25 protein-coding genes and 1 pseudogene are annotated in these 26,980 nt (G+C 67.2%); 10 read left to right on the top strand and 16 right to left on the bottom strand.

Annotated features, from left to right (window positions below; genetic code table 11):
• Positions 1-58: 58 nt before the first annotated feature.
• Positions 59-1,291, bottom strand: a complete 1,233-nt coding sequence (locus EP7_RS13695) for a hypothetical protein (RefSeq protein WP_463521562.1) — start codon at positions 1,289-1,291, stop codon at positions 59-61.
• Between the two features lie 322 nt (positions 1,292-1,613).
• Here EP7_RS13695 and EP7_RS13700 point away from each other — a divergent pair, with 322 nt between their 5' ends.
• The 4 genes from EP7_RS13700 (at position 1,614) to EP7_RS13715 (ending at position 4,067) form a co-directional block, all read left to right on the top strand.
• A complete protein-coding gene (locus EP7_RS13700) occupies positions 1,614-2,369 on the top strand; it encodes a DUF3239 domain-containing protein (protein WP_463521564.1) in 756 nt (251 codons plus the stop codon).
• A gap of 135 nt (positions 2,370-2,504) precedes the next feature.
• Entirely contained in the window at positions 2,505-2,837 is a 333-nt protein-coding gene (locus tag EP7_RS13705) for a PadR family transcriptional regulator (protein WP_463521566.1), read from the top strand.
• Positions 2,834-3,460 carry a hypothetical protein gene (locus tag EP7_RS13710; RefSeq protein WP_463521568.1) on the top strand — a complete coding sequence of 209 codons (627 nt, stop codon included), beginning with the start codon at positions 2,834-2,836 and terminating at the stop codon, positions 3,458-3,460. Before EP7_RS13705 ends, EP7_RS13710 begins: the two co-directional genes overlap by 4 nt.
• 154 nt (positions 3,461-3,614) lie before the next feature.
• Positions 3,615-4,067, top strand: a complete 453-nt coding sequence (locus EP7_RS13715; protein WP_463521570.1) for a hypothetical protein — start codon at positions 3,615-3,617, stop codon at positions 4,065-4,067.
• Positions 4,068-4,748: 681 nt separating this feature from the next.
• Here EP7_RS13715 and rnhA read toward each other — a convergent pair.
• Positions 4,749-5,264, bottom strand: coding sequence for a ribonuclease HI (gene rnhA, locus EP7_RS13720; RefSeq protein ID WP_463521572.1), 516 nt, complete (start codon positions 5,262-5,264; stop codon positions 4,749-4,751).
• A 102-nt stretch (positions 5,265-5,366) separates the two neighbouring features.
• Positions 5,367-5,981 carry a transcriptional repressor LexA gene (lexA, locus tag EP7_RS13725; RefSeq protein ID WP_463521574.1) on the bottom strand — a complete coding sequence of 205 codons (615 nt, stop codon included), beginning with the start codon at positions 5,979-5,981 and terminating at the stop codon, positions 5,367-5,369.
• 564 nt (positions 5,982-6,545) lie between these two features.
• On the opposite strand from lexA, the gene EP7_RS13730 reads away from it, so the two are divergent.
• Positions 6,546-7,253, top strand: coding sequence for an Npun_F0296 family exosortase-dependent surface protein (locus EP7_RS13730; protein WP_463521576.1), 708 nt, complete (start codon positions 6,546-6,548; stop codon positions 7,251-7,253).
• 183 nt (positions 7,254-7,436) lie between these two features.
• Here EP7_RS13730 and EP7_RS13735 read toward each other — a convergent pair.
• From EP7_RS13735 to EP7_RS13760, 6 genes and pseudogenes are all read right to left on the bottom strand, one after another.
• A pseudogene (locus EP7_RS13735) lies at positions 7,437-7,604 on the bottom strand (IS256 family transposase); the annotation flags it as partial.
• 211 nt (positions 7,605-7,815) lie between these two features.
• Positions 7,816-8,157, bottom strand: a complete 342-nt coding sequence (locus EP7_RS13740; protein ID WP_463521578.1) for a hypothetical protein — start codon at positions 8,155-8,157, stop codon at positions 7,816-7,818.
• A 263-nt stretch (positions 8,158-8,420) separates the two neighbouring features.
• The gene (locus EP7_RS13745; protein WP_463521580.1) at positions 8,421-9,530 is read right to left on the bottom strand and encodes a hypothetical protein; all 1,110 of its coding nucleotides are present in this window, start codon (positions 9,528-9,530) and stop codon (positions 8,421-8,423) included.
• A gap of 337 nt (positions 9,531-9,867) precedes the next feature.
• Complete coding sequence (locus EP7_RS13750; RefSeq protein WP_463521582.1) at positions 9,868-11,733, bottom strand: patatin-like phospholipase family protein; 1,866 nt, start codon at positions 11,731-11,733, stop codon at positions 9,868-9,870.
• Entirely contained in the window at positions 11,723-12,715 is a 993-nt protein-coding gene (locus EP7_RS13755) for a lipoprotein N-acyltransferase Lnb domain-containing protein (protein ID WP_463521584.1), read from the bottom strand. The genes EP7_RS13750 and EP7_RS13755 overlap by 11 nt, the downstream gene beginning before the upstream one ends.
• Positions 12,716-13,259: 544 nt before the next feature.
• On the bottom strand, positions 13,260-14,510 hold the full coding sequence (locus EP7_RS13760) for a TlpA family protein disulfide reductase (RefSeq protein ID WP_463521586.1): 1,251 nt from the start codon (positions 14,508-14,510) through the stop codon (positions 13,260-13,262).
• A gap of 190 nt (positions 14,511-14,700) precedes the next feature.
• Here EP7_RS13760 and EP7_RS13765 point away from each other — a divergent pair, with 190 nt between their 5' ends.
• From EP7_RS13765 to EP7_RS13775, 3 genes are all read left to right on the top strand, one after another.
• On the top strand, positions 14,701-15,483 hold the full coding sequence (locus EP7_RS13765) for a PIG-L deacetylase family protein (RefSeq protein WP_463521588.1): 783 nt from the start codon (positions 14,701-14,703) through the stop codon (positions 15,481-15,483).
• 281 nt (positions 15,484-15,764) lie between these two features.
• A complete protein-coding gene (locus EP7_RS13770; RefSeq protein WP_463521590.1) occupies positions 15,765-16,265 on the top strand; it encodes a hypothetical protein in 501 nt (166 codons plus the stop codon).
• Between the two features lie 214 nt (positions 16,266-16,479).
• Complete coding sequence (locus EP7_RS13775; protein ID WP_463521592.1) at positions 16,480-18,069, top strand: S8 family serine peptidase; 1,590 nt, start codon at positions 16,480-16,482, stop codon at positions 18,067-18,069.
• Between the two features lie 144 nt (positions 18,070-18,213).
• Here EP7_RS13775 and EP7_RS13780 read toward each other — a convergent pair whose 3' ends face one another.
• Positions 18,214-18,987, bottom strand: coding sequence for a heparin lyase I family protein (locus EP7_RS13780; protein WP_463521594.1), 774 nt, complete (start codon positions 18,985-18,987; stop codon positions 18,214-18,216).
• A 538-nt stretch (positions 18,988-19,525) separates the two neighbouring features.
• Here EP7_RS13780 and EP7_RS13785 point away from each other — a divergent pair.
• Together EP7_RS13785 and EP7_RS13790 are read left to right on the top strand one after the other, a co-directional pair.
• A complete protein-coding gene (locus EP7_RS13785) occupies positions 19,526-20,227 on the top strand; it encodes a hypothetical protein (RefSeq protein WP_463521596.1) in 702 nt (233 codons plus the stop codon).
• A gap of 84 nt (positions 20,228-20,311) precedes the next feature.
• Complete coding sequence (locus EP7_RS13790) at positions 20,312-20,551, top strand: type II toxin-antitoxin system VapC family toxin (RefSeq protein ID WP_463521598.1); 240 nt, start codon at positions 20,312-20,314, stop codon at positions 20,549-20,551.
• A 63-nt stretch (positions 20,552-20,614) separates the two neighbouring features.
• Here the strand turns inward: EP7_RS13790 and EP7_RS13795 are convergent, their stop codons facing one another.
• The 6 genes from EP7_RS13795 to EP7_RS13820 all read right to left on the bottom strand — a co-directional run bounded on the left by EP7_RS13795 (position 20,615) and on the right by EP7_RS13820 (position 26,935).
• Positions 20,615-21,937, bottom strand: a complete 1,323-nt coding sequence (locus tag EP7_RS13795; protein ID WP_463521600.1) for a hypothetical protein — start codon at positions 21,935-21,937, stop codon at positions 20,615-20,617.
• A gap of 78 nt (positions 21,938-22,015) precedes the next feature.
• Positions 22,016-23,056 carry a squalene--hopene cyclase gene (locus EP7_RS13800; RefSeq protein ID WP_463521602.1) on the bottom strand — a complete coding sequence of 347 codons (1,041 nt, stop codon included), beginning with the start codon at positions 23,054-23,056 and terminating at the stop codon, positions 22,016-22,018.
• Positions 23,057-23,297: 241 nt separating this feature from the next.
• On the bottom strand, positions 23,298-24,149 hold the full coding sequence (gene accD / locus EP7_RS13805; RefSeq protein WP_463521604.1) for an acetyl-CoA carboxylase, carboxyltransferase subunit beta: 852 nt from the start codon (positions 24,147-24,149) through the stop codon (positions 23,298-23,300).
• A 142-nt stretch (positions 24,150-24,291) separates the two neighbouring features.
• The gene (locus EP7_RS13810) at positions 24,292-24,876 is read right to left on the bottom strand and encodes a histidine phosphatase family protein (protein WP_463521605.1); all 585 of its coding nucleotides are present in this window, start codon (positions 24,874-24,876) and stop codon (positions 24,292-24,294) included.
• Positions 24,873-25,640 (bottom strand): ribulose-phosphate 3-epimerase, encoded by a 768-nt coding sequence (rpe, locus tag EP7_RS13815; protein ID WP_463521607.1) that lies wholly within the window; start codon positions 25,638-25,640, stop codon positions 24,873-24,875. Before rpe ends, EP7_RS13810 begins: the two co-directional genes overlap by 4 nt.
• Positions 25,641-25,744: 104 nt before the next feature.
• Positions 25,745-26,935, bottom strand: a complete 1,191-nt coding sequence (locus EP7_RS13820) for a phosphoglycerate kinase (protein WP_463521609.1) — start codon at positions 26,933-26,935, stop codon at positions 25,745-25,747.
• Positions 26,936-26,980 lie beyond the last annotated feature (45 nt).

A 26,980-nucleotide genomic window follows, 5' to 3' on the forward strand; every position in this document is an offset into this window, starting at 1 on the left:
TCAAGGGGCGGGCGTGGCTTGCTCCGAATTGCCAAAGAACGGCGGATGGTCGGGCGGATCAGCGGGCGGCGAGGGTCAGCTCGCGGATGGCGGCGGCCCGGCGGCTGCGGCGGGCGCGGGCCCGGGGGGTGACGGGGCGGTCCTGGTCCTGGCGGCCTTGGCGGGGGGCTCGGGCCGGGACGATGGTCTGGATCTGGCCTGCGAGGCGAGCGGTCAGGCCAAAATAGTCGCGGGCGACGGGTTCGAGGGGGGGCGCTTGCTGCGAGGCGGGCGAGCTGTCGGGCCCCGGTTGGGTTCGTTCTGCCGCGGGGCTCGAACCGCCCGAGTCGGGGCCTTCGGGGGTAGGGTCGCCTTCGAACTCGCGTGCGGGGCCGCGGACGAAGGTGTGGTCCCTGGGGCGTTCCTGGTAGGAGTGGGTCATCTCGTCGAGCGGGGGCAGAGGCTTGTGGCGGCCCTGGTGGAGCAGGGCGATGGCCCAGCGCAGGCGGCGGAAGCTGGCGGTCTCGTAGCGCCGGAGCAGGATCAGGGTGGGGTCGTCGACGGCCGAGAGCCCCAGCGTGGTGGCTTCCTTCTGCTCATCCTCGATGGCGTCGAGGGTCTCGTGCTTGCGTGCCTGCAAGTCGTCGATCTTGTCGGCGACCAGCTCGCGCAGGTGGTCGAGCAGCAGGACGCCGGCGGCTGGGTCGAGCGGGGTGATGAGGTGGTCGTCCCTGAGGTCCAGCGGGATCCCGAGGAGGTCGAGGGCGAGCTTATTCTGGTCGTCGGTCCATCCCCCGGCGTGGTCGAGGGCCAGGCCCAGGGCGTCCCAGCGGGCGAGCAGCCAGTCGCAGCCGGGGGCGGTGGAAGCCAGGCGCGGGGCGATGACGTCGGGCTTCCTGGGCAGGGCGCGGGCGAAATTGGCGGTCTCGGCCCGGCGCTCGTCGGCCCAGCAGTGGCCGGCCCGGCGGGCTTTAAAGTCGCGGGCGAGGTGCTCCTCGTTGCGGCAGCGCTCGATCCGGACGGTTTCGGCGGCGACGGTCTCGACCAGGTTCACCTCGAACGCATTCATCGGCCGCAGCGATGATTGGAACTGCTCGGCGCGGCGGGCGAAGGCCTCGGCGTCCTGCATGGGATGCAGGGTGGTGGCGGCCAGGCCGTGGACCAGGCTATTCCGGCGCGACTTCGCCTTGCCCTCCTCGGTCTTCGGGCCGGTGCTGCGCATGGCGTTACGTCGATTGGCCTCGAGCCGCGCGGTGCTGACGATGAGCTTGGTCATGGGGGCGTCGTCGCTTTCCCAGATCGTGGTGTGCATCAAGTGCGCCTCGCCGGCATCGGCGAGCTAGCCTTGCTCACGCGACGTCGCGCGAGCGGGGCCTCTCATGGAGATAATCCTTTTTGGACGCGAATTAGTTCTGCCTAAATGGGAAATCTCGCCAAGTATTGGGAAATTTCCCCGCGGGGGCGAGCCCAGAATGAGATGGCATCGATGTCTGTGATGTATTTAGACATCTTGTGAGTGCTTGTTTGCTGCTGGCGGTCTAAAATGTGCTATCGATCGGGAGACGACCCGGTGGTACGCTCGCATCGCAAGCGTGGCGGCGGGGAGGCGCCCGCCTTTGGATCGGGGATGGGTCATGTCGGCAGAATTTCAGGTGCCGTTTCGTTATCGGGTCAGCTCGGCGGCCTCCCCCTCCCCCGGCGTGCGGCCCCGGTTCTGGAGGGGCCTGAGGCACGACCCCTGGCAGAGGCTGGGGGTCATGGCCGTCGCCTTGCTGCCGGTGCTGGGCCTGGCGATGATCGGGGCCGGGATGCTGCTCTGGCAATCGGCTCGCGGGATCAAGGCCCAGGGGTTTGCCGCGCTGCTCTGCGGCTGCGGGGCCCTGGTGGCGGCGCTCGGCCCGCTGGTCGGGGTGGTGGCGACGCGGACGGCGCTGAGCACGGCGCGGCGATTCGCCGACGGCCAGCTCATCCCCGGGGTGGTCGTCTCCACAAAACCGCTGGTGGTGATGGCGCTGGCCGACCTGGGCATCGGCCGCCAGGGCGAGGAGTTCGCGCTGGGGAGGCTGAGGCCGAGCACGCTGCCGTCGGAGCCGCACGAGCCCGGGACGCGCATCGCCTGCCTGGCGAGGGTCGCCGCGGAGGGGCACGGGCATTACCTCTGGTTCACCCCGCACCCGATCTGCTGGGGGACCGGCGAGTCCTTCGAGCTGAAACGATGCCTCGACCGCCTGGGTGAGGCCCCCTTCCGGCGGCTGGAGGCCCTGCTGAGACGCGGACCCGTGCCGCAGCAGGACCAGGAGATCGTGGTGCTCGACGCCGCCGACAAGGTGCTCGACATCCGCCATTACTGGCAGGCCGTCGCCTCAGCCCAGGACGAGAAGCGGGCCTGAGCCCCCGGGCCCCTCGATCGATCTCTTGCAAGGCCGCGGCGCGTCTCACGGAGCGCGCCGCGGTTTTTCGCTTGACAGCGCCTTCGGTCCCGCTACCCTGTTATGCGTGGTAGCGATGGCTGGGGGCGAGGACGCATGCTTCCTTGGGAGACGCAACTGCGCAAGGGGGTGGTCGAGCTGGCGGTGCTGGCCTCGATCGCCCGCGGCGAGACGTACGGGTATCGGATCGTGGAGGCGTTGCGCAGCCACCCCGGCCTGGAATTCACCGAGAGCACGGTGTACCCGGTGCTGACGAGGCTGGCGCGTGACGGGTTCCTGGCGGTCCGCACGGCGCCATCGCCGAGCGGCCCGACCAGGCAGTATTACCGCCTGACGGACGAAGGGCGGGCGAGGCTGGACGAGATGGCCGGGCGCTGGCGGACGGTGGCCGGTTCGATCGAGGCATTCCTGCGAGGGGCCCACGAATGACGGTGACGGCAATGCGACTGGACGACGCGCTGCAAGCCCTGGTGGACGCCCGGCTCGACACCATCGACCGGATGCTGATGGGCCACCTGCCCAGGCGCGACCGCCTGGCGATCGTGCAGGACGTGGAGGGTCAGATTGATGAGATGCTCGACGGGTTGGGGACAGAGGGGGTGACCCGCGAGGCTTTGATGTCGATCTTGGCCCGGCTGGATCCGCCCGAGGCTTATATTCCCGAGCCTGAGGGTCGAGAGATGGTCGTTCCGCCGCGTCGGGTGAGCATGCCGGCGGACCTGGGAGTGGATCGGCGGGCGCCGGCGACGGGCCTTGCTCGCCCGGCGAAGGCGAGCGGGATCGTCGGGCTGATCTCGCTGGTTGGCGGTGCGCTGGGGACCGTGCTGGGCTATGTGTTGGCGTTGATGACGGGATCGATGGTCCTGTTCTACCTCGGATGCTTTGGGTCGCTCGGTGCGATGCTGTGCGGCGGCACCGTGGCGATCACGCTGGCGGCCTGTTTTCGACGCGGTGGGGAGTGGGCAACCGTTGGCCTGGTGACCGGGATCCTGGCCGTCGTTTCCTCGCTGATGACGGTGGCGATGGTTTTCACGGGAGTAATCCCCGTCTAGCCTTCGAGCTGGGCCAGCCCCGACGATCGTTGCAACGGTCGCTTCCGGAGTGGGCGTGGTGGCGGGCGTTGGTTCCCCGATCGAAAGCGGCACGGGAGATGCCGATATCGAGAAGGGTTCCACCCGCCCTTCGCATCGATCATGGAGGATCGTGATGAACCGCCGAATTCTCGCCGCCGTCGTTTTGCTCGCCGGACCGGGTTGCTCCATGATCGAGCGTGCCGACACGGCCATCGCTCAGCTTGGGACGGCCAACACCCAGCTCATGACGGCCAATGCGCAGCTGGGGACGGCCAACCAGCAGCTGACGGACATGCAGGGGAAGCTGGTCGAGGCGAATACGCAGCTCATCGCGGCGAACAAGCGGCTGGATGAGACGAATGCGAACATCGCCCGGACGAACGGCAAGCTGGACACGACGAACGTCAGCCTGACCCAGACGAACGGCAAGCTGGAAGAGACCAACGGCAAGTTCAACCAGACCATCGCCGGGCTGGGCGAGACGAACGTGAGCCTGGGCAAGACGAACGAGAAGTTCGACCAGACCAATTCCAAGCTGGGGGTCATCAGCCAGGCGATCGACAAGGTGCCGCTGCTGAGGCGCTGAGCAAATCCGGGTGGCACGGAGGGGACGACGCCGGGTCCAGTGTGGCCGCCGTCCCATGACTTGCCGATTTCGGCGACGAGCCGAGGTTCGTCGCCGAGTCATGTTGCCCGGCATGCGCCATCGAGGCGAGGCCTGACGAGCGTTCGGGCATGGACGCCGGGGCGGTCGTTGACCCGGCCCACGGCTACCGCCCGACGACTCAACCTCTGGCCACCAATCCGACCCCGACCCGGGACGCGGCCGACCGTCTGCGGCAGCCCATGGCGGCGATCAGGCCGGTGGCGAGCAGGCAGAGTCGAGGCGTTCAGGGGCCGTCTCGGCGATCTTCGTTGGCTTCGCGAGGCGCAGCCCATCGCATGACTAGGCCAGCGATGGAGGACGTGAGCACAGCGATGACGATGCTCGCGAAGTCGGGTCTCGACGATCCGACGGGAGAGGCAGCCAGGGAGGCAGCGAAGGTGGCCGGGAAGAGGAGGCCGCGGTCTCGGCGCCCCGAAGCGAAGGCGAGGCAGAGGCCCCCTGGGAACGCCGCGGCTCCACAGACCAGCGCACTGCCGAGGGGGGCGCCGAGGGGATCGATGACCAGCTTCATCGCGCCGACTGTGAAGGCGGCGATGCCTGAAGACATCACCAAGAGAAGGGCCAGATTCATGGGGGGGCGATTCCCTGCCGTGAACTGCGTCATCCGCCGGCCTTGCGGTCGGCGACGAGGGCCTTGTAGGCGGCGACGGCCATGCGGTCGCAGGCCTCGTTCTCGGCGTGGCCGGTGTGGCCCAGGACGGTGGTGACCTTCACCTTGTGGATGGCGAGCAGGTCATCGAGCTGGCGCCAGAGGTCCTCGTTCTTGACGGGCTTGAGGGCGTTGCCCTCCTTGCGCATCCAGCCTCGGGCCTTCCAGCCCTTCATCCACTCGGTCATCCCCTTGGCGACGTACTGGCTGTCGGTGACGACCTCGACCTTGCAGGGGCGCTTCAGGGTGGCCAGGCCCTGGATGACGCCCATCAGTTCCATCCGGTTGTTGGTCGTCAGGTCCTCGGCGCCCGAGGCGTCGCGGACCTGGCCGCTGGCCGGGTGGGCGAGGATGTAGGCCCAGCCGCCCGGCCCGGGGTTGCCGCTGCAGGCGCCGTCGGTGTAGAGCCGGACGAGGTCGGCCGGCGCGCCGGGGTCGGGGGCGGCTTCAAGGACGGCTTCGGGCATGGGGGGCGTCGCTCGCGGGGCTCAGAAGCGGGGGGCCCGGCCCGGGAGACGGACCGGGCCCGGGCCGGCCTTCGGAGAGGGTATCCGCGATCGGCCCGGGGCTCAATACTTGCGGACGACGCCGACGAGGACGCCCAGGATATTCACCCGGTCGCGGTAGATGGGCTTCATCGTCTTGTTGGCGGGCTCCAGGCGGACGCGGTTCTTCTCGCGGAAGAAGCGCTTGAGGGTCGCCTCGCCGTCCTCGTCGCGCACGGCGACGATCTGGCCGTCGCGGGCGTCTTCCTGCTTCTTGATGACGACGAAGTCGCCGTCGGCGATGTGCTCCTCGATCATCGACTCGCCGGAGACGCGGAGGGCGAAGGTTTCCTTGGCGCTCTCCCACTCGCTGAACTCGAGCTCTTCCTCAATCTGCTCGATGGCCTCGATGGGCTGGCCCGCGGCGATCCGGCCGAGCATGGGGATGCCCGAGGGGCGGGGGGGGAGCGAGGCGGGGTCGTCGAGGAGCTGGATGGCCCTCGACATGTTGGGCTCGCGGTGGATCAGGCCCTTCTTCTGCAGGGCCTTCAGGTGGCACATGACGCCGTTGGGGCTCTTGATGCTGAACTCGGTGCCGATCTCGCGCACGGTCGGCCCGTAGCCCCGCCCCTGGATCTTGCCGCGGATGAATTCGTAGATCTCGCGCTGGCGGGGCGTCAGCGAATCGGTGTCGGCCATGATCGGGGTCCCAACGGTGTCAAGGGGCCGGGCCAACGCAGCGGATGCCGAAGGGTCGACTGTCCCTGCTCCGACCGCCGCCGCGCGGTTTTCGGCGAACCGGCAAACCACGCGACGTACGATCACTAACTGGCCCTTTGTCGCTAATGTACACAGGTCGTCTAGCGCACGCGAGAACATTTTCGGAAAAAAGGGCCCACGTCGCGCGGGAGCGGGCCCGCCGCACCTCGGCACGCCCCGGGCGCGGCAAGGTCCCGGCGCCCGCCCGTCCCGCGCCGAGGTGCGGAGGGCGAATGTCATGTCCATCAATGTCATTGGAATTAACGATTCATGAATCGAGACGTCTTGCTCGGTGAGGGCGTTGACGCGACGCGACGTGGAGGCTGCGTGAAGTCAACGCCTTGATGCTTCCTTGCACGCATGGTCACGCGGCGATCTCGGTCCCGAATGAAGGTTGTCTCGCACGGATGACCGGCCTCGAGGGATGCACCCCGGGCCGGTCGTGGAGGCCGGCGAAGTGGGCCGGTCGCGTGTCGAGGAGCACTACAGACGGAGATCGAGACGATGCTGAAGACCTTCCTCCGCCCGATCGGCCTGGCCGCCCTGGCCGCCCCCGCCCTCCTGCTGGCGTCGTCCGCGCCGTCGATGGCCGGCGTCGTCGTCAGCCTCGAGGCGGCCGGAGTGCAGTCGTCCACGCAGGGGCCCGTCATCACCGAGACGTTCGACCGCCAGGACCTTCCCCCCGGCCAGTACTCGTCGATCGTCTCGGCGATCGGCACTTACACCCCCACCTCCGGCGGCGCCTCGATCGTGCTGCCCGACACCTACGGCGGGGCCAACCAGACGAATTACATGACCATCGGCATCGCCTCCGGCAGGGCCCAGGAGGTCACCCTGAACCTGGCCAAGGCCGAGTCGTACTTCGGCTTCTACTTCGCCGCGATCGACGCGACGAACAGCGTCAAGGTCTACGACGGCGTGACCCTGTTGACGACAATCGACCGCACCTCGCTGGCCTCGCTGCTGACCTCGGGGTACTACGGCAGCCCGAACCTTCCCGGGGTGAACACGGGCGAACCTTATGCGTATGTGAACGTGTTTGGCACCGCCGGCCAGACGTTCGACCGGATCGTCTTCAGCAACTTCAACTCGTCGGGCCTGGAGTCTGACAACCACAGCGTGGCCGTGCCCGAGCCGGCCAGCCTCGTGATGACCGCGATGGGCGGCCTCGCCCTGGTCGGATGCGGCCTCCGCCGCCGCAGCCAGAAGTGATCGCGATCGAGCGGGAGGACGCGACCACGGAAGGATTCAGATGAACGACCAGAATGCCGGAAGACCGGCCGCCCGCCAGGCAATCCGCGGGAGGCCGGTCCTTCTCATTCGAACCTCGGGCCGGCGATGGAACGTGCCCCGATGACGCGATGGGGTCTGTAAGATCCTCGTCGGGCGGGCCGTGCGGCCGCCGCTCCCCTTGGTCTTCACCGTCCTCAGCCGCACCGTGGCGAAGGTCGACTTGATCGGGTTGGTCGTCCGGATGAGACGCCATTGCCCCGCCGCCTCGTCGAAACCCAGCAATGCCGCCCGGTCCCCGGCCAGGCACTCGGTCGCCTTCGGGGCCTTCGCCTGATCGATCGACGCGGGCTCCTTGATTTCTCGGAGTGGGAGAGACTCTTGCCGAACAGTCCTCGAACCTGGGCGAGGGGTTTCTCCAATTCCGGCTAAAACAACGCAGCCGGGACGCCACTGGAGTGACACCCGGCCGCATCGGTCGACGTGCGAAGGTCCTCACCTTCCGTGCGCGCCTCAGTAGGGTGCTCGCACAACCTGCGGACGGTCAGCGCCCGGGGCCGAAGCCGCCGGCGCCCAGGCCTGGGCGTACTCCGATACCGGACGCCGGCCCGCCGAGGCCGCCCGGGTTGTAGCCGGGCCGACCGAAATCGTACCCGCCGCCATAGCCGGGATAGCCGGCCGTCCCGCCGTAGTAGCCCCCGTTCGTCGTGGGGTAGCCGGCCGTCCCGCCGTAGGAGACGGTCTGGCCCGCGTAGCCCGACCCCGCGTAGCCGCCCGACGCGGGGGCGCAGGCCGCCCGGCGTCGGTGGCACGCCTCCGAGGACGTCGTCCAGGAGACGACCAGCATCGAGGCGATCAGCAAACTTCCCTTCACGTTGCGCGTCATGATTGCAACCCCCGCGGGACCGCGTGCGCTCGCGCAGAGTCCACACTCTCCCCGCGCGACGCGACTTCGCATAAGTGCCGCGAGCGTCAGCCTAAGCTGCGCCATCCGCAATGTCTACGCATTTCCATCAAGTGTTAATATTTGTGATATCACGCATGATGCTGGTGGTCGCCTTCCCCGGGGCTCGCGTCCCGCATCAAGGTCCCCGGGGGACGGGAGTTGCCCCCCGGGGCTCGGCGGATTGCGCCAGATCTCGCCCCGACTCACCACGCCTTCATGAACCAGAAGATCATGCCGAGGTCGCCGATTCGCTGCTCGGTCACCGGGGTCGGTAGCCCGGCCAGGAAATACCAGTCGCGTCCCACGTGGGTACGCATGCCGGGGGTCAGTGTCACGCCGGTATGACCGCCGTCCACGAGGGACGTGTTCGCGACGGCCGACACGTAGACGGTAAAGTCACCGAACAGCGGCACGTCGTGATCCGTGAGAGTGTTGCCGATGGCGAGCTGGCTGATCAGGTTACTCCCGGTGCCGTTCATCGGGATGCCGAGGCCGAGGCCGCCTCGGATCGCCCAGCCGCCCCCGGGGTTATTCCAGAAGCCGACGGCCGGGACCAGGGTGGTCGTCTTGCCGGCGAGGGGTTGATTGCCGGTTGGGGTCACAATCGCGAGTTCACTTGTTACTGAGAAGTTCTTCGTGTCGTGAAGCAAGAAGCGGGGCGTGAACGACATGTCGCCGAATCCCGAGTGGCTCGTCGTCGGCTGAGTCGTGCCGGTTGGGTTCAGGATCGGCAAGCCGCTGGCGGCATTGTTCCGGACCACGAACGGGACGTTCACGATCAGCTCGAGTCGACGGCTCAGCGGCGCCATCATCGTGTAGGAACCGATGTAAGCATTGCCCTTCGGATCGCTGTTGAACGCCTGGCCGAACGTGAAGAACGACAGCCGGTACAGGCTGCCGTCCATGGCGTTGATCCAGCCTTGACGGGCCGCGCCACCGTCCCCGTTGGGTGACGGCACCCAGGCTTCGTTCCAACCCTCGCTGAAGAAGGTCGAGAGCGGCAGCGGCCGCCAGGTGTTCGGATCGGGCTTGCCGAAGAGCGATTCGCCGATCGTGTCGAAGAACCCCGTCTCGATCCGCGTCGTGCTCGGGATGACGCCGAAGCTTTGGCCGAGCGCAGGCCCGGTGACGGTCGTCGGCGCGGGAACCGCCACCGTCGGGTCCACGGGCTCGACGAGATCGGCAAAACTCCGGGCCGGCGTCGCGGCCGGCGTTGAAGGATCTTGCGCCTGCGCAAAATCCGAAATCGTCAGGAAAGCAACGGCGAGCGCGAACAGGCCGCCTCGCCGGCGGAGAGCCTGGCTTCCTGCCATCGGTCGACTCCTAGAGTATCGGTAGCGGCCATCCTGGCCGCTCGAGGGGGAACGCTTGGTATCGATCGAGGGGATGGCGATACAACCCGGTGAATACATCATGTCTTCGACCCGAGGCTCGTTCCAACTTCGCCCGATTCGGATCCGGGCGGTGGAATTTTCAAATAATTAGGCTACGAGCCGGCTGCCAGTGGATCCCGCCCGGATGGGCGTCACGCTCACGGCCTGGTCGGCCGACCGCGTTCGGAGCCACCCAGCACCGGCCAGTGGGGTGTCGAAATACGACCTGTCACAGATTCTCTGCTCCCGGATCTGATGGACATCGGAGCACTGAAGGTCACGCCGGCGCGGCCTCATGCGCGTCAGAGCCGGGCTTGAAGAGTTGAGGGTCGAGCCGATTCAAGAGCCGCTGGATCTTCGGGATTTGTTCGAGCGCGGCCGCCTCGCCAATCGCGGCGAGCTCCTTCGCCCTCATGAACTCCGAGGGATCGATACCCGTCACGTCCGGCTCGATGACCACATCCGCCGGTTGAACCCCGAAGGCGTTCAGGTTGTAATTCTGAACGAGCAGGCTGCGGAAAATCGTCGGCACGATGCCCGGATAATTCCTGGACAGGGTTGGTTTCTCGGGCGAGATATCGCAGAAACGAGTCTCCAGCTTCGCCGACACACTGACGGCGATCACGAAATTGCAACCCATCGACACCAGCACATTCGCCGGGATGTTGTTGACCAGCCCGCCGTCGATGAGCGCCTGGCCGTTGCGGACGATCGGCACGGAGAGCACGGGCAAGTTGATGCTCTCGAGGATCGCATGCACGGCGTCGCCGCGTTCGCGAACGACCGAGCTTCCGCTCACCAGGTCGAGCGTGACGGAAAGACATGGGATGGCAAGTTGCTCGAGTTTCCAGTCATCCAGGTACTTGCGCAGCATCGGATCGAAGTGCCCGCGGCGATACTTGTACAGGAGGTGCCAGTAGTTGCCTTGCGACAGGTGGCGAAAAATCCAGGAGGGGAGAAGGTCCTTGGCGAAGGAATCGGCGTTGTAGTCGGGATCCAGGCCGGCGGAGTACATGATGCCGGTCATGGCGCCGGCGCTGGTGCCCGCGATCATGTCCACGACGATACCGCTGCGTTCGAGGGCCTTGAGCACGCCGAGGTGCGACAAGCCCCGGGCGGCCCCGCCGCCGAGAGCGACGCCCACGCGCACGCCTCGAAGGTCGTGGACCAGACGCTCCAGTCCGTTGGCCAGGGACCGGCCTGACGGCAATCCCGGCGGCGTTTCGTGGATTTTGAAATCGCGGGAAGCGAGATCGACGAGGTTCGGAACCGTGGAGAGCACGGGGGTGTCACCCCCGAGCAGCCAGGCGATCCCGATCTTGTCGCGCCAGCCCCGGGCCTGCACGTCGATCTCCCTCAGGCGGCGGATTGCACTGTACGCCTCATTTGCCGGGACGAAATAGATCACACGGTCGACGAGTTCCATCAACTGCGCCGTCCGTTCCGGCGTCAGGTATTCGTTGACGTCGAAGATGACCCGATTGACGTCCTGCCATTGAGCGACTTGCTCCCGGATTTCGTCCGACGTCAAATCTCGTCCGTGCTCTCGGAGCGACCGAAATCGCACATTCGGCGAATCCAGTCGCTGGTCCGAATCGCTCAAGACGGCGAGCTTCTCACCGAGGTCGGACAGCCGACGGATGAGCCGTTCGGCCACCGGACGTGTTGCGGGTGAATTGTGGATCAGCGCCAGCATCATCGTCGACCGCTTGGGGGCGTCGCCCAAGAAGATCTTTCGCAAGCTTCTCGCGTAGGTCTTGAGCCACAGGCGGCGCAGGTCCGGCCTGGTGAGTGTCAGCTCGAGCGCCTCTTCATAGTCCAGCTTGAGGACCGTCGTGGGCTCCAGCGCGACGACGCGGATCGGGACCGATTCGCCTAGCGCGCCGACCATCAGCCCGAATTGTTCGCCTCGCTCGATCATTCGAAACAGCGACTCGCTGCCGTTCGCGCCGACGCGTACGGCCTTGAGCCTCCCGCGCAGGACGAAGCCCACGGTGGTGAGCACGACGTCCGCCTCGTGGACGACGCTGCCGACTGAATAGTGCACGACTTGCCCGAGCCGGGCGACTTCCTGGAGGGTCTCATCGGACGCATTCTGAAAGTACTCGTGCACTTTCAGGAGCGGAATGACATCATCGTTCATGGCGGATCCTTTCGAGTTCGCGTCGGATATGATCCCCGAAACCCTCCGCCGGGGCTGCGTTCGCAATGTCGTTCAGGTAGGAGAGTCGGCGGAGTTCCTTGAAAGGAATCGTCCGATCCACTCGACCGTCATGATAGAGGGCCCGATCTAAACGGGCGTTGGCAATGACACGCCAGTCCCAGCGGACCCGCGTGCTGGGAAGCTTGTAGAACGACGTCGTGCAGTTGGTGAACAGCGCATGGTACCAGCGAGGGCTCTCGTACAGTTGATTGATTGTATTCACGTAATCGAGAAACAGCATTTTTAGTTCCTCCACGCTCGAATTGATGTGGTAGAGGTACGCCCATTGGTGCTTGCCGAATTTCGTGCGACGCAGAATGATGTCGCGCTCATCCGCTGCGATAAAGATCAGCTCCTGCTGCCGATAGAGGCTGCTCAAGGCCGAGTATTTCTGCCCCTTCGTGATTCTCGCCTCAATTGACATGCAGATGCGGCCATCGTCTCCGAAGTCAAAGACCAAGACGGGGTGGCCCCTAAGCCCGTCTCCCCAGTCGAAGAAGATGACATCCACTCCTTTGACGTTCGAGAGATGATAAGTGCGGCTCTCCCAATGCGGTGTGAAATCGTCCAGCGTACGGTACTCCAGGTTGCGGACTTTATCGATCGTCACCGCGTCGCCGGTGATGTCAGCCCGCTGTAGCAGCGCCATGCTCGGGTCCCAGTCGCGGTCGTTGGTCGGTTTCAGTCGGTACCACCAAGCGAGGAACAGCGACCCCGCCCCGAGCAAGGCAACGATCGGCAGCCAGAGTGGCCGCCAGACCGCGAACATCGCAATCACGCCGGCGGCCCAGGCCAGCGCGACCCAACGGCCCCATCCAGCTCCGCCACACACGTCGAAGTAAATCGCGCCGACCATCCAGACGGCAACCAAGGCACACACGAGCAGCGATGCTCCCGTGATGATTACCGGTATGTAAGCCATAAACTTTTCTCTTTAAATCGATAGGACGAAGGCCGCAGTGCCGTTCGGATCGCAGACTTGCGTAGGTGACACGCTCGTGCGAACCCGGAGGTGCCGACCGTGTCGAACGCCAAGCCGAGGAAACTCGCCGTCGCCGGGAAACCCGTCGAGCCGCTTCGCCCGGAACAGGCCGAGGCGGTGGGCATCGACGACGACGTCCACGAGGCGTCCTCCCGGCTGCGTCATCCAAGATCCGTGAGGGAAAGTTCCCTCTATGTTGATCCTAGCAGTGCCTGGATTGCGCACGTTGCGAAATTTCGTGAGGATCGGCCACGCCTGGCTAGGCGAATTGCCAGGTCTGACTGCGCGTTCCGCGTGGATTGTCCCAGTCCTGCCTCAAGAGCCCCGCATGCTCAGAGATGTCCTAAGGAAATCTTCAGGGTCGGCCCGAAGGAGCCCAAGCAAGTGACGAGCGAGCCGCACCTTGGAGGCCGAGGCGACCCAGTCTCGGGAGACGCTGGCACTGGTTCGATGGCCAGACGTTCGGGGACCGGGCGCCGCCGGTTCAGGGCGTAGGCGGCGGGGCGGGCGCCGCGGGAGGGGTCGCGGCCGGGGTGGCTTGCTGGGGGCTGACGAGGGCCTCAAGCTTGGGCTGGATGTCGCTCAGGGACTCGCCGGTGGCGACGAGGATTCCCTGGCGGTCGACGAGGAGCTTGAACGGGATGGACGAGATGCCGAAGCGGGCGACGAGGGGGGCCTTCCAGGGGGAGGAGCCGGGCGAATCGTCGACGGCCTTGATCTGCGGCCAGGGGGGCTTCTCGGCCGCGAGGTGGTCCCGCAGCCGTGCGGCCTGATCGTCGAGGCTGACGCCCAGGATCTCGAAGCCGAGCGGCCCGAGGCGCTCGCGGAGGTCGGTCAGGCCTCCGGCCTCGGCCATGCATGGACCGCACCAGGTGGCCCAGTAGTCGATGAGGACGACCTTGCCCTTGAGGTCGGCGAGGTTCACCGCGGGGGCCCCGGGTTCGGGGGAGGGCCCCTTGAAGTCGGCCAGCGGCTGGCCCTTGGCCTCGATCCGCGCGGCCGAGCCGGCGGCGAACCTGGCGATGTCGGTGCCGGGGGTGTGGGCCTCGGCGAGCTTGTACAGTTCCAGGGCCTCGGCGTCCATCAACCGGTGCTCGGCCTCGCCGGCCACCTGGAAGAGCGCCTGCGGGGCCTCCGAGCGGCGGGGCTCGACCTTTCCCAGCTCGATCGTGGCGGCGACGACCGGCTTGAATTGCGCGGGGGACATCACGCGGAGGGCCTCGGGGGTGATGTCGTCGCAGAGGGCACGCAGCTTGAAGGAGGCGATCACCGTCTTGAGGACCTTGGCGTGCTTGCCTTTCTCCATGGCCTGGACGGCGGCGAGCAGCTTGGGCCGCTCCTCGGGGAGGAACTCGGCCTGGCGTTCCAGGGCCACGAGCTTGGCCTGGGCGGCGCTTCGGATGTCGGCCTCGGGGGCGTCGGCGTCGGACATCAGCGTGTCGGCGGTCTCGATGACGGCCGAGCTGTAGTCGACGAAGCTCTTGCGCACCTCGTTGAGGTCTTCGCTATTCCGCCCTTCGAACGTGTCGTCGAGCAGCTTCAGGTGCGCGACGAGGTCGCGCGACTCGCCGGTGGTCCTGGCGATGAACGCACTCCCTCGCGCCGGCGAGGTCCCGTCGGCGCCCCAACGGCCGCACCCCTGGGCGGGCATGGCGGCGAGGGCTGCGGCGAATCCGAGGGCGAGCCTGAGCCTGAGCGTGAGGCGTGGGGCGTTGTCCCCGATCTGAGCGTGCATGGGCGTGGGGCTCCGCGCCTGGTCGGGCATGGGGGAGGGTGGGGCCTGCCGGTCGTGGGCGTCGCGGAGCGGGCTTGCGTCGGGCCCGCCCTCGGGGTTACACCACAACCCGGCCGCCGTCGCCGATCTCGGCCCCCTGGTCGTCGTCAGTCCGGCATACTTAGTGTAGTCCGCCCCTCCGGAGCCCGCCATGACCCCGCAGACCCGCGTCCTGGCCATCCACGCGCACCCCGACGACATCGAGATCCAGTGCGCCGGGACCCTGGCGCTGCTGGCACGGCTGGGCTGCCACCTGACCCTGGCGACCATGACCCCCGGAGACTGCGGCAGCGCCGAGCACGACGCCGAGACGATCGCCGGAATCCGCCGCGCCGAGGCCAAGGCCGCCGCCGACCTGATCGGTGCCGACTACCACTGCCTCGAATTCCGCGACCTGGCCATCTTCAACGACGACCCCTCCCGCCGCCGGATGGTCGAGTTCCTCCGGGCCACCCGCCCCGACCTGATCCTGGCCCCCCCACCGGTCGACTACCTCTGCGACCACGAGATGACCCACCTCCTCGTCCGCGACGCCTGCTTCATCGCCCCGATCCCCAACTACGCCACCCGCCAGTGGGAGCCCGCCCCTCCCCTAACCAAAATCCCCCACCTCTACCTGGTCGACCCGCTCGAAGGCCAGGACCGAGATGCCCGCCCCATCCCGCCCGGATTCCACGTCGACGTCACCCCTGTTTTTCCCCTGAAGCGGGCGATGCTCGCCAGCCACGCCAGCCAGCGCAACTGGCTGATGACCCAGCACGGCATGGACGAGTACCTCGACAGCCAGGACCAGTGGAGCCGCCACCGAGGCGCCGAGGTGGGCGTCGAGCACGCCGAGGGGTTCCGGCAATACCTGGGGCACGCCTACCCGCACGACAATTTACTGCTGGAACTGCTGGGGCAGGATGGCCGGGGGAGGTCGAGTGCGGTCTGACGCTTGACGGATCGCGATCGAGCGGGCCGAGCGAGCGGGGGGCGCCTCGGCGGCATGCGGAGTGCACGCCTTGTCGATCGGTGGTCCCGTGGTTGTCATTCTGTTGATCGAAGTGCCGAATTGCGTTCGCCGACGTCGCCAATCGGTCGGTCAACCGGGATTCGGGGCGACGCGTGTCGGCGGCGGGCGTAGGATGGATGTCCCCGTTCCGCTCCCGGATCTTCTCCGGACGACTCCGATGCGAGCGACGGGATGCTGTCGGATGGATGGAGTGCCTTGCCATGAGCAAGAGATCGGGCGAGAGCGAGTCGACCTTCGTGGTCACCGTGCCGAAGTCCCAATCCGCCGACGACCCGGCGGAGAAGCTCGCGAAGATCGGCGACCTGGAGCCGGTGGCGGGGCATCCGGGAGTGTATCTCCTGTCGGTCAGGTCGGCAAAAGCCGATCACGCGGGGATGCTCGGCCAGGTCCGCGAGCTGCTGGGCGACGGGGCCGATGTGCAGCCCGTCTTGCGGGGCGAGAAGGGCGAGCTGCAGATCCCGACGGGACAGGTGACGGTCCGATTCAAGAGCTCCCCATCGGATCTCGAGCTGCACAAGTTCGCCGGGCCGCTGGGCCTGGACGTCGAGCGGCGCAACGCCTACGTCCCCAGCCAGGTCTCGTTCCGGGCGTCCAAGGGGGCCGAAGGGTCGGTCTGCGATCTGGTCGAGAAGATCCGCAAGTCCGAGGACCTGGTGCACAGCGTTTGGCCGGAGACGCTGAGCAAATATCGACGTGAGTGACCGACCTTCCAGTCGTTCGAGCGCATTCGATTCGGGCCCATCCGCCCGCCCCGGCCTTCGGGGCGGGCTTTTTTGCGCCTCCTGCGCCGCATTCGCGGGGACCGTGTGCTTTTAATTTGACCCGGGCGTCTCGGTTCGCTCCAATGGTCGCCGGCCGGGGAGGGCCGATGCAGGCCCGTTTTCCCGAGGAATATGATTTTATGTAAGGAATGTCATGCACATCTTCGGTGCCGGTGGACAGCGTGTCGAGTTGGAGGAGGTCTCTGCGCAGGTCGAGGCGGGCGTCGGCGGGGCCGTCTTCCGCCTCGCGGGCTCGGAGCAGGCTTCGACGAGGATCACGAGGGCTGCCAGTGCGTTCCTGAAGATGGGCATGCGGGAAGCGTCCCCGGTGGCCATGGATGCCCGCGAGGCCAGGGCGATCACCGCGGCGCCGCCGGCCGTGTTCCGCGAGGCGAGCACGAAGTTATTGCGCATCGTCTATAAGGAGATCGTGATTCGCTTCAAGGCGGGCACGCCGGAGAAGGCACGGGAGAAGATCCTCAGGCAGCATGGGCTGGCCGTCCGCTCGCGGAATCCCCTCATCCCCGACCAGTTCGTGGTTTACGACCGGGCGGGCAAGCGCGCCGGGGCCGGGATCCTGGACGTGGCCAACGCATGCAGGGAGGCTGAGGAGGTCGTCTTCGCCACGCCGAACTTCATCTCCGAGTACACCCGCACCGCCCCGACGATCATCGATGCGCAATGGCATCTGGAGAACCGCGCCAAGGTGCCCGGCCAGAAGAAGAAGGAGGACGTGAGGGCCGCCGATGCCTGGGCGGTGACGCTGGGCAAGGCGAAGGTGGTCGTCGCGGTGCTCGACGATGGCATCGATGTCGACCACCCGAATCTGAAGGCCAACATCCTCAAGAAACCCGACCCGTCGGAGCCGCGTGACCTCCTCGGGCGCGACTTCTTCATCCCGGTCGACCCCGTCGACCCCGCCAGCACGAACCCCGAGCATTTCAATCCCAGGCCCAAGCTGTTCCAATTCCCGTTCAACCAGATGCCCGGCAACGACATCCACGGGACGGCTTGCGCGGGGGTGGTCGCCGCGGTGGGCAGGGCGGGCGGCGCGTTGGGCATCGCGCCGAAGTGCCGGATCCTGGCGGTGAAGATCTTCCACGCCGACAACTTCGCCGCCGATGCCCAGGTGGCCGATGCCATCCGCTATGCGGCGCTGCACGCGGATGTCCTGTCGCTCTCCTGGTCGGGAGCGACGAGCCCCGATATCGAGCTGGCGATCCAGGACGCCGGGGTGCTGGGCCGCAACGGCCTGGGCTCGGCCGTGGTCTGCGCCGCCGGGAACGATTTCGGGTCCCCGGTCGGGTTCCCCGCCTCGCACGCGGACGCGATCGCGGTCGGGGCATCGACCGACCAGGGCAAGCTCGCGTCTTACTCGAATATCGGCCCTGAGCTGTGGGTTGTGGCCCCGTCGAGCGGTGGCAAGGCGGGCATCTTCACCACCGACGTCTCGATCGCGGGCCGCGGGTTCAACACGGGCTCGGCCGCGGCCGGGGGGATCGACGGGCTGCACACCAACAGCTTCGGCGGGACCTCGTCGGCCACGCCGCTGGTCGCGGGCGTGGTGGCGCTGATGCTCTCGGTGAAGCCGAGCCTGACCCGGCAGCAGGTCAAGGACATCCTGGCCCGGACGGCCGACCGGATCGGCACCGATCACGACGCTGCCACCGGCCACAGCGACCGATTCGGTTTCGGCCGGGTGAATGCCTCGAAGGCCGTGGCCGCCGCCTTGGCCATGCCCTGACGGCCTCCCCCTTCCGACCAGGTTGGCCCTCATCCGGTCCGACGTCCCCCGCCTCGACCGGGGCGGGGCCTTTGCCTCAAGTGACCTCGGCGAGGTACTCGTGCGATGGGCTGCGGCGATCCGAGTTCGGTCGTGCCGAGGCCGTCATCTCGGCTTCGGGGCGTCCGGCTTCCGGATCTTGATCTCGTCGAAGGTCGTGGCGCAGAGGATGTCGTCGAAGTAGATGGTGTCGACCGATTTGGTGTGCGGGGCGCGGTGGATTCCGGGCTGGGAGAAGTAGACGGTCTGCGGGCCCTTGGTCTGCACCTTCTTGTCCAGGACCACCTCGCCGTCCCACCAGAGCTTGGCGTTTCCCTTGGCGGGATCCTCCGACCAGTGGATGTGCATGCCAAGCTGGTGCCACTCGCCGACAGTGAAGTCGGCCTCCCAGTGGACCCCCTTGCGGCCCAGGTTGCCGGTGCCGTATTTGACGGATGTGCCCGAGCCGTCCTTCTTGGGCTCGACCCACCAGGTCATCACGTTGTTGTAGCCGGGGGGCGGGCTGCCCTCCCAGTAGAGGAAGTTGTCGCGATCCTTGGGGGCTTCTTTCATGTACATGAAGAGGGACATGAAGGTGTCCGAGCCTTCCTCGACCGTGACCTTGGCCCCGTTGGCCTGGACGCGCAATTGACCCTTATTGAAGACGTTGTCCTCGTGGATCGTGAACCTGCCCGAGTATTTGCCGGAGTGGACGACCTCGGTGTCGACCTCGATATGCCCCGACTTGATGTTCCTGCTCTTGCCGCTGAACTGGCTGAAGTCGCCGGTCTCGAAGTCGGCCTTGAAGAGGATCTCGGCCATCGCCGGCTTGAGGCAGATGAATGCGGCCGACAGCAGGGTGACGAGCGCCAGGCGGCCATGCCGGGTTGTCGGTCTCATCTGTGATCCTTATTGCGTGGTTTTCGCATTTCACTTTCACCGTCAGTCGACCAGCCATGATACGACGCGACCGGGATCCAACGCGAATACGAGGGTGGCATTTCGAACTCGATGGTCGCAACGGGAGGGCCGCCCCCGATCGGCATCGCTTCGGCCCCTGGAGCTGGTTCGCCCTCTGCATGCCTGCGGCCTCGCCAGGCCATTGAACAGCCATTCCTGTCCCGAAGCAATCGCACTCGGACCAGCCCGCATTCTAATAATACGATCATTATTTCAATAATACGATTATCTTTTTGTTTGCCTTATGCTTCTTGCCGCGCGAACCTGAGTCGGCGGCCTGCGAGGCGCCTGGGTAATGACTGGGTCGTGGTGGCCACTCCACCTCTCCGACTCGGCCGTCCTCCCTGGCGAGGAAGCCACCCTTTCGGGCGGCTCCCGATGAGGACAGGCCGTCGAGTCTCGAGCGTTCGAGGCCATGTCTGACCGGGAACACGGACGGTCCGCCGCGAGGTGGGCCCGCCGCGCAAGGAGTGGGATCATGCGAGCGATGACGCGTGGGGCGACTGCGATCGCGGCCGGGATGATCGCATGCTCCGGGTTACTGGCGGTCGCAGGATCGGCGACCGCTGGGGGCAAGATCCTGCCGCCGACTGCCAGGGCGAACGGGCTCAGCCTGACCGACATAGCCCGGATCGTCGCGCCGTTTACGGCCGCAGGCAACGACCCGGCCCTTCTCCAACCAACCCCGGTGCAAGTCCTCCATTACGACCCTGCCACGGCGGAGTTCAGCTTCGGGGACGGCGGGATCACCGCGACCGGCTCGGGTCGATTCACGGTGCCCACCGGGACGATGTTCTACATTCCGGTCTTCAACGCGGACGATACCGGGCTCGACGCGCCCTTCTTCCCGACCGACGACGCCGGCGGCGTCGCGTTCTTCTTCGGCCGCTCGCAGTTCGGGGCCGAGGGGATCACGATCATCGTGGATGGGCAGGCGACCGTGCTCGGCCCCGACTACCTCTCGGGACTCCTCTCGTTCTCCGAGCCGCTGGCCAGTGGCGCCACGCGTGTTCTGACCGTGGGAGCGTTCCTGACGCCATTGCCGCCGGGGACGCACACCATTACCATTCGCGCGGCTTTCACCGGCGCGGCGTTCCCGGACAGGTATGGCCTGGCATTCTTCGCGGAGGACATCACGTATACGGTGGAGGTTGTGCCCGGGCGCCGAGCATCGCCTTGAGGGGCGAGTGACCTCCTGCCGCGTCGGCCTTGCCCCCGTGGCGGACTCAAACATGATCACTTCACGTTTTTTCATGAAGCCGAGGTGCCCGACCCTGGAAGCGACGCCCGCGTGCGGATTCAGGTCTTCGAGGGCGGGCCCAACCTGTCGCTGCATCGCAGCAAGCTCGGGACGAAAACGCGTTCCAACTATGATGCGGCCTATCTCGAACTCGCGATGCGGCGTGGCCTGCTGTTGGCGACGCTCGATGGCAGGCTCAGGACGGCCGCTCTTGCGGTCTGGGTCTCGTCGTTTGCGCGACGGGGCGCACCTCACAAGGGGTGAGCGGCGGTCATTCCTCGTCCATCTCGACCCTGATTGGCGAACGATTTAGAACGGCTTGCGATCCTACGGGGCAGTCTTTGACGGGCCGGGGAAGAGGGCCTGGAGCTGGTCGATCGAGGCGCTGGCATGGCAGAAATTCGGGTCGAGGTGGATCCTGATCTGGTCGAGATCTTGATGGAAGGCTGGATCCTGGCGGAGGGTGGATTGGGCGGCGGGCAGATCGGGGTGGGTGTTGATTGCGTCGGCCTGTGCGCGAAGGGTCACGCGGAGGGAAGGGGCTTGGTCATGGCGGGCCAGGCGGCGGTCGAGGGCGTAGAGGAGGAGGGCGGCTTCCTGAGGGGTTTCCGGGGTGATCGGGCCGGGGGGGGCTCCGGAGAGGTGGATGAGGTGGGCGAGGTCGGTTTCCATGGCGGGGTAGGTGCAGCCGGCGGTGCGGACGAAGGTGAGGGCGAGCTGGAAGGAGCGGGCGTAGGGGGCGGCGATGGGGAGCGGGTCGGGGGGACAGCCGGCGAAGGTGACGGACTGGGCGGCGGCGAGGTCGAGGAGGGCCTGGGTGGTGTCGGTGATCATGGACTGGGCACCGATCAACTCTCGCTGGCGTTTGTCGTATTCCAGGGTGGCGGGGCGTTTGTTCTTGTCGGCGGCTCCCAGGCCGAGGGTGCGGAAGGCGAAGAGGACGAGGGCCGGGGCGGTGTCTTTCAGGCGGTCGTTGAGGGGGCGGCCGTTGGGCAGGCTGTGTTGGCGGCCGTCGACGAGCAGGGGGACGGCGGGGAGGGCCGCCAGGGCGGCGTAGAGGCGGTCGGCGAGGGGTTCGAATTCGGCGGCGAAGGCATCGAGGACTTCGGGGGGGAGGCGGCGGTGGTCGCGTGCGTTGGCGGCGGGGTCTCGGTGGCGATCGAGGAGGGCGAGGTAGATGTCGATGAATGCGTCGTACTGGCGGACGTCGGCTTCCAGATGAGGCGGGATGACGAACGCGCGACCGATGCCGAGGCTGGACTTGCGCATCAGGGCGTGCAGGCGGTTCATGAAGGCGGCGAGGTCGGGCCCTGATTTCGGCTGAGGGGACCGGCCGGTGTCGGTGCGGTGGAAGGAGGAGCCCCGGCGCGGGTCGCTGGCGATGCGCTCCAGGTAGGGGGGAACGCTGGAGATGTTCAAGTGGCGGTAGGCATGGTCTTCGGAGACGTCGAGTGCCGGCTCGTCGCCGATGTGACGCATGAAGAGGACGGCATCCTTCAGGGTGTCCAGCATGTGACCGAGTTGGGCGAAGGTGGGGCTGTCGGTGGCGCCGGCATGGTGAGGGCGCGGTGCATCGCGGTAGATGAGGCGTGCCTGGTAGGCGTCGGTTTGTGTGAGGGCGTCGAGATGTCGGTGGGCATCGTCGGGCATGGGGGGGCGTCCTCGCGTCCTCGCGTCGTCGCGGGTCGGCTTGTGCGTCGATTCAGCGGGGCGTGCGTGGGGCTTAGGTCATTCCTCGCCGCAAGCGGTGAGGGCCATCAGGGCGAAGCCGGTGCCGGCGTGGGTGATGTAGTGGACCTGGTCGACGGTGACGGAGCGGGTGAACCAGCGGCCCGAGGCCCTCTGGTTGGACTTGAGCCAGGCGACGCCTTTGCGGATGGCGGGATCGTCGGTGGGCAGTCCGGCCTGCCGGAGGACGTAGACGACATAGCCGGTTCCGTAGCCGTCGGAGGGGGCGTCCGGCGAGTTGGGGGTGCCGTCGCGCCGGGTCCACTTGCCCAGGGAGGGGAGGCTCCAGCCGCCGTCGGGGCGCTGGGCGGCCAACAGCTCGCGGATGGTGGCGTCGCGGTCGGCGGGGGCGAGCAGGCCGTCGAGGCCGACGGAGGCCCAGAGGAGCATGACCCGGTGGTGGAGGTTGGGGGCGGGGGTAGACTTCAGGTAGGTGACGAGCTTCGAGAGACCAACCTTGGCCGACTCGGACGACTTGTAGTCGTCGGGGGCGTGGCCGACGGCGATGGCGGCCAGGGCAGTGCCGTAGTAGTCGTCGTCCTCGGCGGGGGGGAGGTCGCAGTCGAACCAGTCCCAGGTGCCGTCGGCCCGCTGGAGGGTCCACATCCGGTCGAGCGAGGCGCGGGTGAGGGGGTGGAGCTTGCCGGTGGTGGCCGCGTCGTGGAAGGCGAGGGCGGCGCCGACGGCGACGACCTCACCGTCGGCGATCGGCTTCGACGCCTTCTCGGGCCGGTCCCAGTTGGCGGCACGCCCTTCGAAGAAGGCGCGGACCTCGGCCAGCTCGGGCGAGGGGTCGCCCTTGATCGTGGGGCGGGCCATCATGTGGGCGTAATTCGTGTGGCAGGTGCCGCACTTGCGGGCGCGGGTCCAGTCGACGGAGACCTTGTCCAGGAACTGGCCGCCCCGCAGGAGCGAGAACTGCTCGGCCAATGGCTCGGAGTCGGAGTTGGGCGTCGGCTTTTTGGTGGCGTCGCCGGCATGGGCGGAGTGCGCGCCGAGGAGGGCCAGGGCGACCAACAACCGTGGAAGGAGTCGCGACATCGGTTGGCTCTCCGGGGGCGTCTGTCTCGGGCGTGTGGCCGGCGGCGGGACGCCCATCCTAGCAGGCGCGCGGGGGCCCGCCTAATGGGTCGATGACTCCGCGTCGGGGCCGCGCGGAGTCATCGACAGCCTTGAGTCAGGTCGATGTCGGGAAACCGACATTCAAGGGGAGACGAAGTCGAGGAGCTGAGAGATGTCGAGAATACGGCATCGAATTATGCCGATTTCACTAAAGTGATTTTCAGGGCGAGACGAAGTCGAGGAGCTGGGAGAGGAGGCCTCTCAGCTCGTGGCGGGGGACGATGCGGTCGAGGAAGCCGTGCTGGAGGAGGAACTCGCTGGTCTGGAAGCCTGCGGGGAGGCGGACGCGGACGGTCTGCTGGATGACCTTGGGGCCGGCGAAGCCGATGAGGGCCTTGGGCTCGGCGAGGATGATGTCGCCCAGGGAGGCGAACGAGGCGGCAACTCCGCCCATGGTGGGGTTGGTCAGGACGCTGATGTAGAGGCCGCCGGCGGCGTTGTGGCGGGCCAGGGCCGCGGAGACCTTGGCCATCTGCATCAAGGAGAGGATCCCCTCGTGCATCCGGGCGCCGCCGCCCGAGCCGGAGACGATGACGACGGGGAGCTTCTGGCGGGTGGCTTCCTCGATGGCCCTGGTCAGCTTCTCGCCGACGACGGAGCCCATGCTGCCCATGATGAATCCGCTGTCGGTGATGCCCAGCACCAGGCGGATGCCCTTGATGAACCCCTGGCCGACGATGGCCGCCTCGCTCAGGCCGGTGCGCAGCTGCTCGGCCTTGATGCGCTCGGGGTAGGGGCGGCGGTCGTTGAAGCCCAGGGGGTCGGCGGGCTGGAGGTTGGGGAACCACTCCTCGAAGGTGTCGAGGTCGAGGATCTGGGCGATCCGCCGCCGCGCCGGAACGGTGAAGTGGTGGTTGCACTCGGGGCAGACGCCCAGGTTCTCCTCGACCTGCTTGCGGTAGAGGGTGGCCTGGCAGCCGTCGCAGCGCATGAAGATGCCTTCGGGGACCCCCTTGCTCACGGCGTGTCCTTCGCGTCGGTCGGCGGGTGCGCCTGGGGGTGTCGAGGGCATGTCCGGTCCACTCCTGGTCGTCTCAAGCGGGCCTTCGGTCGGTGTCCCGGCGCCGGCAAGGGCCCCCGGGCTTCGGTCCCGGCGGGTCAGTCGGTCGGTGGCGGGCGTCGGGGCTGGTCAGATCCTGCGTCGTCGGGGCGGGTCAGTGGTCGTCGCCGTTGCGTCCGAGATCGGCGGAGACTTCAATCCGTTCGAATCGGCCGGTGGCGGCCTGTTCCTGAAGCTGGACCAGGGGATCCCGGCGCAGATAGCAGGCGATGAACTGGGCGATGGGGTCGCCGACGACCATGCCGATCGACTCGTCTCGGTGGCGCCTGATCAGGGGCTTCAGCGCCGCCTTGAGTCGTTCGAGGGCATCTTCGACACTTTCGCCTTGGGGGGGGCAGATCGTCAACGGGTCGTCGAGCCACTGGCGGAAGACCCGCTGGTGGCGGCGGCGGATCTCGTCGACTTGCAGGCCCTGCCAGAGGCCCTGGTCGAGGTTCCGCAACTCGTCGAGCCGCTTGGGCTTGAGCGAGAGGGCGCGGCCGACGGCCTCGGCGGTGCGGACGACGCTCTCGCCTGGCCCGCAGTAGATGGCGGCGAGGTGGACGCCCGCGAGCGTCTCGGCCAGGGCGACGACCTCGAGCTTGCCCCGGTCGCTGAGGGGGATGTCGAGGATGCCCTGGACGCGGTTCTGCTCGTCATAGACGGTGGCGCCGGGGCGGATCAAGACCACCTGGGTCATGCCGTTGAAGTCGGCCCGGCGGGTAAGGCCGGGCTGCTGCCTCGTCGGGGCCCGCGGCGGGCGTGATCGGCCAACTCGGCCAGCGCCTCCGCGTAATTCTGTTCGCCGCGGAAGACGGCCGAGCCGGCCACGAACTGGGTGGCACCGGCGTCGAACGCCTCGCCGATCGTCTGCGGGTTGATCCCGCCGTCGATCGAGATCGGCAGGTCGGGGCGCGCGGCGCGGGCCGCCCTGACCTTCTCCAAAACTTCGGGCTGGAACGCCTGGCCGCCGAAGCCGGGCATCACGCTCATCACCAAAATCGCGTCGACGGCGTCCAGGAATGGCTCGATGGCCGAGAACGGGGTGGGCGGGTTGAGCGTGAGGCTCGCCTGGCAGCCGGCCGCCCGGATCCGCTCGATCAGGTCGATGGGATCGGGGACGACCTCGATGTGGAAGATGATCCGATCGCAGCCGGCCTCGATGAAGTCGTCGAGGTAACGCCCGGGGTCGGACATCATCAGGTGGACGTCGAAGGGGAGGTCGGTGACCTTGCGCCACCAGGCGATGACGGGGGCGCCGAAGGTGAGATTGGGGACGAAGTGGCCGTCCATCACGTCCAGGTGGACGCCCAGGGCCCCGGCCGCCTTCAGGGCGTGCAGCTCGTCGCCGGCGCGGGCGAAGTCGCAGCTGAGCATCGACGGGGTGATGAACGGCGCGGGGGCCGTGTCCATCACCCGCAGCCTCTGGGGCCTGGTTCCCGACCGGTCTGACGTCGTGCCCACGCGGATTGGCCTCCCCAAACCAAACACTTCATCGAGCCGGGAACTTGCCGCCGACCTCCCGTTCATCCGCGGCCCACCTTCGAGGGCGGGCCGCGGCGTGAATGTCAGCGGTCGGGGATGACTTTCAGGGAGTTGAACGACTTGCCTTCGAGGCATTCGAGGAAGGCGCCGCCGCCGGTGGAGACGTGGCTCATCTTCTCGGCGAAGCCGAACTGCTCGACGGCCTCGGCGGTCTCTCCGCCGCCGATGACGGTGACGGCCGGTGAGCCGGCCATGGCCTCGGCGATGCCGATCGTCCCCTTGCGGAAGGGCTCGTCCTCGAACTTGCCCATCGGGCCGTTCCAGATGACGGTGCCGGCGGCCCCGACGATGGCGGCGTACTTCTTGACGGTCTCGGGGCCGATGTCGAGGCCCAGGCCGTCTTCGGGAAGGTCGGAGCCGGCGACGACCCAGGTGCGCGAGGCGGGGTCGAGCGACTCGGCCATCAGGTGATCGACGGGCAGGACGAGCTTGTCGCCGGCCAGCTCGAGCAGCTTGCGGGCCTCGTCGAGCTTGTCGGACTCGGCCCGGCTCTTGCCGATCGTGTGCCCCTGCGCCTTCAAGAAGGTGTAGGTCATGGCGCCGCCGATGAGCAGCTTGCTGACCTTGGGGAGCAGGTTCTCGATGACCCCGATCTTGTCGGAGACCTTCGATCCCCCCATCAACGCGACCATCGGCTCCTTGGGCTGGCCGAGGAGCTGGTCGAGGATGTTCAGCTCCTTCTCGACGAGGAAGCCGATTGCCCGGTCCTTGGGCTCGAAGGCCTCGGGGACGGCGACCATGCTCGCTTCGTCGCGATGGCAGGTGCCGAACGCGTCGTTGACGTAGGCGTCGGCCAGGCCGGCGAGCTGGGCGGCGAAGGCCTTGTCGCCCTTCTTCTCGCCCTTGTTGAACCGGACGTTCTCGAGGACGACGACCTCGCCCGGCTTCAGGGCAGCGGCGGCGGCCTGCGCGGCGGGGCCGACGGTGTCGTCGACCTTGGAGACGGGCTTGCCGAGCAACTCGCCGAGTCGCTTGGCGACCGGGTCGAGCTTGAACGGGCCGTCGGTGGCGGGGTCGCCGGTGGGCCGGCCCAGGTGGCTTACGAGGATCAGGGACGCGCCGTGGTCGAGGGCGTAGTTCAAGGTCGGCAGGGCGGCGCGGATCCGGCGATCGTCGGAGATCGAGCCGTCACGCCCCATAGGGACGTTGAAGTCCACGCGGATCAAGACCTTGCGGCCCTCGAGCGTCAGGTCGCGGATCGTCTGCTTGGGCAACGAAGTGGTCCTAGCCTGGGGTCTCGATCGGTCGACGTGCCTGCG

It is taken from the genome of Isosphaeraceae bacterium EP7, from assembly GCA_038400315.1.
In the GTDB taxonomy this organism is placed as follows: domain Bacteria; phylum Planctomycetota; class Planctomycetia; order Isosphaerales; family Isosphaeraceae; genus EP7.